Raw genomic sequence first — 7,916 nt, 5'->3', positions numbered from 1 at the left:
ATTTACAGACACGAACGATAAAGGGCGCCCGCGGGTTTGTCTTGAACATCGTATAGAATCCGACAAAACCTCCGATAGCACTCCTGGGGATGTTGGTCAGTTCCGCAACCTCTGTAAGCGTATCTATGTCAAGCTGATTTTTTCCGGAGAGGTTCTCGAGGTCACGCAGTATGAACATGAGGTGCTCCCTCGCGTTGCCTCTTTTTTCTATGACATTTTTTATATCCTCTGTCGTTATCATCTTCGTCACCGCCTTTACTGATAAATTTTCTCAATCTTGCATGCGCAGACTTTGTACTCCGGGATCTTGCACACCGGATCAAGGGCATCGATGGTAAGCTTGTTTGCGGCCGCCTCAAAAAAGTGGAAAGGAATAAAGACCACATTGGGTTTTGATTTTTCCGTTACCCTTGCCTTTATCCTGATGCTCCCTCTCCTCGTGGACACCGCCACTACCTCACCGTCGGTGATGTCATAGTTCTTTGCGTCGTTGGGGTTCATCTCGACGAACCCTTCCGGTACAAGCTCATCAAGCACCTTTGAGTTTCTCGTCATGGTCCCGGTATGGAAATGCTCAAGCAAACGGCCTGTTGTTAGTATCATCGGGTATTCGGCGTCTGTTCCTTCTGCCGGCGGGGTATATTCTATGGCCGTAAAAAGCCCGAGACCGCGGGAGAACCTGTCTTTGTGCAGATACTGGGTCCCTGGATGATCCGTTGTGGGACATGGCCATTGTATAAGTTCTTTTTCTATCCTTTCACAGGTGATGCCTGCATAGGATGGGGTAACGGCCCGTATCTCTTCGAAGATGTCTTCGGGTTTTGTGTAATCCCATTTTGCCCCCATGCGTTTTGCTATCTCGGTAGTGATCCACCAGTCGTCCCTCGCGTCACCGCACGGCGGAAGGACCTGGTGCATGGGCTGCACCCTTCTTTCCGTGTTGGTTGCCGTTCCTTTCTTCTCGATAAATGCGCAGGCCGGCAGGACTACATCGGCATACTGGGCCGTCTCGGTAAGGAATATATCCTGAACAACCAGGAACTCCAGCGCCTCCAGCGCCTCAATGACATGGTGCTGGTTCGGATCAGACATGACGGGGTTTTCACCCATCTCATATATGGCCTTTAATTGTCCTCCGACTGCCGCGTTGAACATCTCAACGATCGTCAGCCCGGGTTTGACCGATAGCCCTGTAACGCCCCATGCCTTTTCAAACTTTGCCTTGTTCTCTTCGTTTGCCACTGGCTGGTATGCCGGATATGACACGGGAAGCGCGCCCATATCGCAGGCACCCTGAACATTGTTCTGACCCCGAAGCGGGTTTACCCCGCCGCCGGGGACACCCATATTGCCGAGCAGCATCTGCAGGTTTGCTGTTGACTTGACGTTATTCACACCGGATACAAACTGTGTGATACCCATGGAGTAATAGAGCGCCATCGGTTTCAGCCTGGCCATAAGCCGTGCCGCCTTTGGGATATCGCCGGGATTATCCAGCCCGCATATCTCTGCCACATATTCGGGAGTATACTTTTCAAGGGTCTTTGCAAGTTCGTCAAAACCTTCACACCTGCTCGCAACAAATTCCTTATCGTACAGTCCTTCCTTTATCAGGACATGCATGAGGCCGTTAAGGATCGCGATGTTCGTACCGGGTTTGACCTGGAAGTAGTAATCCGCATACCTTGAAAGCTCGATCCTCCTGGGATCGGCAACGATCAGCTTTTTGCCTTTATTGATCACCGCATCTTTGATCATCGAACCAAGGACAGGGTGGTTCTCTGTCGTATTAGAACCTATCACGAAGAAGCCATCGCTGACAGGCACCTCCCTGATAGAATTCGTCATTGCTCCGGAACCGAATACAGCCGCCAGACCGGCGACAGTTGAGCTGTGTCAGAGACGGGCGCAGTGATCGACGTTATTCGTTCCGATCACCGCGCGCATGAATTTCTGCATCAGGTAGTTCTCTTCGTTGGTGCACTTTGCCGAGGACAGCGCGGCGATCGAATCGGGACCGTGTTTTTCCTTTATCTCGGTAAACTTGCCGGCAACAAGATCAAGCGCCTCATCCCAGGTTGCCTCCTCGAATACCCCGTTTTTCCTGATAAGGGGTTTTGTAAGCCTCTTCGGGCTCTGCACAAAATCAAAACCGAACCTCCCCTTCACACAGAGATGTCCCTTGTTTGGACCATCCTCATTTCCCATGGTCTTTACGAGCAGGCCTTCTTTGTTTTTATAAAAATCTATCTTGCACCCGACACCGCAATAGATACAGATGCTTGATTCCTTTTCCAGTTCCCATGCCTGCCCCCTGCCGAGAACCGTCTGAAACGACAGGGCGCCGGTGGGACACAACTGGACGCAGGTACCGCATTTGACACAACCGGAGTCCCCTATCTTTTCAAAGAGGTCCGACGTGAGGTGGGTATGGCTACCCCTGTCGGTGAAACCCCAGATGTTGGATACCTGTATCTCCGCGCAGGCCTTAACGCATCTCCCGCAGAGCACACACCTGTTCTCGTTCCTCTTCAGCCCCTCGCTCGTTTCATAATCAATAACACGGTTGCGGCGGGGGTACTCATCAGGCGCCTGTTCGATATTATACCGGTGTATAAGGGCCTGCAGCTCACATTCACCGTTGGCATCACAATAGAGGCAGTTATGGTCACCCTCGGCAAGAAGAAGTTTCAATATCCCTTTCCTGATCTCCACTATCTCTTCGTCTTCTGTAACAACCCTCATCCCATCCATAACAGGTTCGGTACAGGAGGTCTTCAGCATCGTCTCGTTGACCCGTACGATACATATCCGGCAGGCCCCTGTCCTGCTTACCCTGGGGTGGTAACAGAGATAGGGCACCTGAATACCATTCTTCAAAGCCACCTCCAGAATGGTCTGGCCCTTCTCTCCAGCTACTTCCTTTCCGTTGATTGACAGTCTGACTTCATTCATGTAGGAACTCCTTAGGAAAAAATGGACTAACTATATATGATAAGGGAAAATTTGGTTAAATCCCCATATGTGAATTATTCAAACCCTATCTATTCTTGCCATAGTAAGATTGAAAAAGTCAAAGGAAATAATTCACAATACTGAACTATTTATTTGACAGGATACGCTAAACGCTCTATAATCAACCATCCAACAGGCGATACAGGTCATAATGTTTTATGGTTTTTTACGGATTGAAAGGTTTACTGTACATTCCATCACAATCGCGTAGCGCAACATCTTGTTTCCGGTTCTGTGGCACAATCGAAGATGATTTAAACATTTCAAGGAGGTACTTCTATGTGGCAGCTGAGGAACGACGAGATTGCAAGGGTCGAGGCTGCAGTCAAGCAGGTTCTTCCCCCTTGCCAGGTCAAATGTCCTATCAAGGAGGCTATCCAGCGGACCAACGTGATGATCTCGCTGCTTCCTGATGATCCGGAGAAGGCACGCGAAGGCGTGATCCAGATCGGCGACTATCTGTACGAGAGAAATCCGCTTTTTACCGTATGCGGGTACATCTGTGGTATCTGCGAGCGGGAATGTAACTACAAGACAAAGGGTGGTGCCGTCAGGAGAAGGCTCCTGAAAAGGTTCCTTTCAGATTACTACACGCCCTATCTTGAGAAAAAACCGCCCCTGGATATTAAAAAAGACAAAGAAAAGGTCGGTATAATCGGTGGAGGGCCCGGGGGACTCCTGTGTGCCTGGGAACTGAGCAAAAAGGGATACGATGTAACGATCTTTGATAATAACCCGAAATTGGGCGGCGCCGTCCGCTACATCCCGAAATACAGGCTCCCCGAGGACGTCCTTGACGCGGCTGTCGATGGCATTGCGAGGATCGGCGAGATAAAGGTCGAAAAAGAGATGAAGGTAAACGGCGGCGACCCCATAGAAAGCCTCAGGAAAAAGGGGTTCAAGGCCTTCTTTATTGCCACAGGGACACCCCTCTCCCGCCCGCTTACCCTTGGCATCAAACCTGTTGACTGGAAGGGGCTTGAAAATGTTGAGTATGGTCTGGCCTTCCTTGACAAGGCAGGCAGAAACGAGATTTCTTCTGACCATTTTATAGGCAAAAACGTGATCGTCGTCGGCGGAGGGAACGTTGCGTTTGATGCGGCAAGGACTGCGGTGAGATATGGGGGAAAGGTAACGGTTATCTGCCTTGAAACCTGGGACAAGAACCACAAAGACGGGATTGTCGCAGACCCGGAAGAGATCGAAGGCGCCCACCAGGAAGGCATCAGGATCGTTTACTCGAGAGGCGTACGGAAGGTTATCGGCGAAAACGGCAAATTCAAAAAGGTTGAAAGTCCGAAATGTATAAGCGTCTTCGATGAAAAAGGGTTCAACCCCCAGTTCGACACATCGGACTGCATCGAGATAGAGGGCGATGTCCTCCTCATCACCATAGGGCAGACCTGGGACAGGTCATTTCTGCAGCAGGCGGGGCTCTTTGATGAGAATGGGAGGCTCGCCGTTGATCCCCTTACGCACCAGAGCCGTCTGAGAGAGGAGGTATTCCTCGGCGGCGATGTGAGGAGGATAGGCTTCATGGTCGACGCCATGGCCGAAGGGCGGCAGGCGGCAGACTCGATAGATAGATATCTCAGGGGGGAGAGTCTCCAGAGGTGGCTTTTACGCTATGAAAGCAGTGACGCACCGTTAAGGGAGGTATATAAACCTGCACCGGAGCCTAAATGGACCTCACCGGATGCCCGGATGAACTTCAATATGTTCGAGATAGGCTTTACCCTCGACGAAGCGGTCAAGGAGGCGCGGAGATGCCTCGAGTGCGGGCCCTGCATATCCTGTAAGGCATGCGTGTCCGCGGGGATACAGCCGGAACTGCCGGCAGTAAAGGTGGACGAGCATCTCTGCAGCGGCTGCGGCATCTGTGTCGCCGCATGCAACTACCACACGGCTCACCTTGGAGACGTGGAACAGCTCTTCGAAGGCAAGGTAATCGGCGTCAAACGCATCTCATATACAGACCCGGTCCTCTGCAAGGCCTGCGGTATGTGCGTGTCGGCATGTCCGTCCGGCGCGAGACATCTCGAGCCCGATTTCTCTTCGCCGCTAAAGCAGAAGGCGGAATATCAACCCGGTATCGTCTGTTTCCATTGCAAGTTCGGCTGGGGCTATACGGCCGACAATGTCAAGCTCGCGAATATAAAGAACATGGTGCCCGTTGTCTGCATAGGAAAGGTGGACGCAACGGATATCCTGAACGCCTTCGACAAGGGCGCTGACGGTGTCCTTCTCCTTGGTTGTGCCGATGGTGACTGTCATTTCCAGGACGGGAACCAGGAGGCAAGGAAGAGGATATATCTCCTTCACCAGGTCCTTGAATCTTTCGGCATCGAGAAAGAGAGGCTGGAGGTTATAACAGCGATGGATCCGAAAGGAGAAAAGATCACCGGCATCGTAAACAGTCTCGTGGACAGATTAAAAGGCCTTGGACCGACCAAGGGTCAGGAGGGGAAACATGTCAGATAAACCGAAATTAGCGATATGCTGGTTTGGCGGATGTGGAGGATGTGACGAGGCCATCGTTGACCTCAATGAGGACATACTGAAGGTGACAAATGCATTCGATCTGGTCCTCTGGCCCGTTGCGCTTGACTTTAAATACCATCACATAGAAGCGATGCAGGACGGCGAGATAACGCTCAGCATCATCAACGGCTCTGTAAGGAACTCCGAGCACGAGGAACTCGCCCACCTGTTACGGAAAAAATCACAGTTCGTGCTCGCCTTCGGCGCCTGCGCCTGTTTCGGCGGGACACCAGGGATGGCAAATATGCGCTCTAAAGAAGACATCTTCCAGTGGGTCTACGAAAATGCGCCTACCATCGTGAACCCGAAGCATAATGTCCCCAAAACGGTGACAAAGGTGGATGGGGGGGAGTTGACATTGCCTGATTTTTACAAACAGGTCTTCCCGCTGAACCGGATCATCGACGTTGATTACTATCTTCCGGGATGCCCTCCGCCGCCTAACCTCATATACAACGCGGTGAGCGCTGCCATTGCGGGGAATCTTCCCCCAAAGGGATCGACGCTTGCACCGAGGAGGGCCCTCTGCGACGTATGCGACAGGAACAAGACAAAACCGGATAGATTACAGATCCAGAAATTCCACAGGATACACGAGATCGAGGCCGATCCCGAGAAATGTTTCCTCGCCCAGGGCATCATCTGCACCGGGCCGGCAACACGCTCCGGTTGCGGCGAGGTCTGTATGAAGACCAACATACCCTGCAGGGGCTGTTTCGGACCTGTAGAGGGTGTCGCGGATATGGGAGCCAAGTATCTATCCGCCCTGGCCTCTCTCATCGAGGCAACTACCGAGGAGGAGAGAAAGATATTGACCGAAAGCATTGTTGACCCGACAGGTTATTTTTATCGGTTCACAACGGCTTCCTCTCTCCTGCAAAAAAAGAGAGAAACATCAAAAAAGCGTGGCGAGGTGCGATAATGGGGAAAAAAATAACAATCAATCCGGTAACACGACTGGAAGGGCACGGCAAGATAGACATCTTCCTCAATGACAACGGGGATGTTGAGGACGCATATTTTCAGGTGACCGAACTCCGGGGCTTTGAAAGGTTCTGTATCGGGAGACCGGCAGAAGAGATGCCCAGGATAGTCCCGAATATCTGCGGCGTCTGCCCGACCCCTCACAACATGGCGTCCACAAAGGCACTCGATTATATCTACGGCGTCGCCCCTACCCCTACGGCAAAACTGGTACGGAGGCTTCAATATAATGCAAATTTCATTGAAGATCATTATATACACTTTTTCTTTCTGGCTGCTCCGGATTTCGTCGTCGGCCCTGATGCAAACCCTGCGGAGAGAAACATCCTCGGCGTAATTAACAAGGTCGGTCTCGACATAGGGAAAAAGGTCATCGACATAAGGAAGCGGACAAGGGACATCATAAAACTCATTGCCAGCAAGCCTGCACACCCCGAGGGGGGCCTGCCGGGCGGTGTTCCGAGGGGCATCACGGAGGAAGAGCGCAGGGAGATCAGGAAGACCGCGGACATGTCGGTCGAGTTTGCCCTTTTTGCCATGCAGCTTTTTAAGGATGCGGTCCTCAAAAACAAGGCCTATCTCGACCTTATACTAAGTGACGCATACAACCTGAAGACATATTATATGGGTCTCGTTGACGATGACAAAAGGATGAATTTCTACGAAGGCAGGTTGAGGATCGTTGACCCCTCCGGTAACGAGGTTGCGAACTTCCATCCCAACGATTACACCGATTACATCGGCGAGTGGGTGGAACCATGGACATACATCCGCCTGACCCATCTGAAAAAGATCGGCTGGAAGGGGCTCATCGAAGGAGATGACACATCCCTTTACAGGGTCGGCCCTCTTGCGAGGTATAACGTCGTCGACGGCATGGCAACACCGCTTGCACAGAAAGAATATGAAGAGATGGTGAATACGCTCGGAAAGCCTTCACACCATACGCTCGCTTACCACTGGGCGCGGCTTATCGAGGCGCTCCAGGCGGCAGAGAACCTCCAGGCGATAGCCAACGATCCTCTCCTCACAAGCAAAGATATCCGGAACATGAACTTCCAGTTCACCGGGAAAGGTATCGGATGCGTTGAAGCCTGCAGGGGCGTTCTCATCCACCACTATGAAACGGATGACAGGGGTTTGATCAACAAGGTCAACCTCATAGTAGCGACGCAGCACAATGCAGCGCCTATGGCCCTCTCCGTGAAAAAGGCTGCCCAGGGCTTCATCAAGGGCGGCGAGGTAAAGGAAGGGATGCTCAACATGGCGGAGATGGCATTCCGCGCCTATGACCCGTGTCTCGGGTGCGCAACCCATACGCTCCCCGGCAAGATGCCCCTGGAGATCAACATACGGGACAGAAGCGGCGCGATCAT

At 52.0% G+C, this 7,916-nt stretch carries 5 protein-coding genes; 3 read left to right on the top strand and 2 right to left on the bottom strand.

The window, feature by feature from the left end; translation table 11 throughout:
• Positions 1-241 (bottom strand): NAD(P)H-dependent oxidoreductase subunit E (locus tag PHU49_08955; GenBank protein ID MDD5244132.1); only part of this gene is annotated, 241 nt, incomplete at its 3' end.
• Positions 242-255: 14 nt separating this feature from the next.
• Entirely contained in the window at positions 256-2,955 is a 2,700-nt protein-coding gene (gene fdhF / locus PHU49_08950; GenBank protein MDD5244131.1) for a formate dehydrogenase subunit alpha, read from the bottom strand.
• 339 nt (positions 2,956-3,294) lie between these two features.
• Between fdhF and PHU49_08945 the strand changes: the two genes are divergently transcribed.
• From PHU49_08945 to PHU49_08935, 3 genes are all read left to right on the top strand, one after another.
• Positions 3,295-5,496 carry a hydrogenase iron-sulfur subunit gene (locus tag PHU49_08945; protein MDD5244130.1) on the top strand — a complete coding sequence of 734 codons (2,202 nt, stop codon included), beginning with the start codon at positions 3,295-3,297 and terminating at the stop codon, positions 5,494-5,496.
• Entirely contained in the window at positions 5,486-6,478 is a 993-nt protein-coding gene (locus tag PHU49_08940) for a F420-nonreducing hydrogenase (protein MDD5244129.1), read from the top strand. The genes PHU49_08945 and PHU49_08940 overlap by 11 nt, the downstream gene beginning before the upstream one ends.
• On the top strand, positions 6,478-7,916 hold a 1,439-nt coding region (locus PHU49_08935; GenBank protein MDD5244128.1), incomplete at its 3' end, for a Ni/Fe hydrogenase subunit alpha. The genes PHU49_08940 and PHU49_08935, both read left to right, overlap by 1 nt.

Source organism: Syntrophorhabdaceae bacterium, assembly GCA_028713955.1.
Taxonomy (GTDB): Bacteria; Desulfobacterota; Syntrophorhabdia; order Syntrophorhabdales; family Syntrophorhabdaceae; genus UBA5609.
Note: the sequence above shows the minus strand (reverse complement) of the source record. Positions and strands in the feature narration are given on the sequence as shown.

What these genes read in the sequence shown, in the direction of transcription:
- PHU49_08940 (MDD5244129.1), top strand. Translation starts at nt 5,486, where the DNA reads ATGTCAGATAAACCGAAATTAGCGATATGCTGGTTTGGCGGATGTGGA.
- PHU49_08945 (MDD5244130.1), top strand. Translation starts at nt 3,295, where the DNA reads ATGTGGCAGCTGAGGAACGACGAGATTGCAAGGGTCGAGGCTGCAGTC.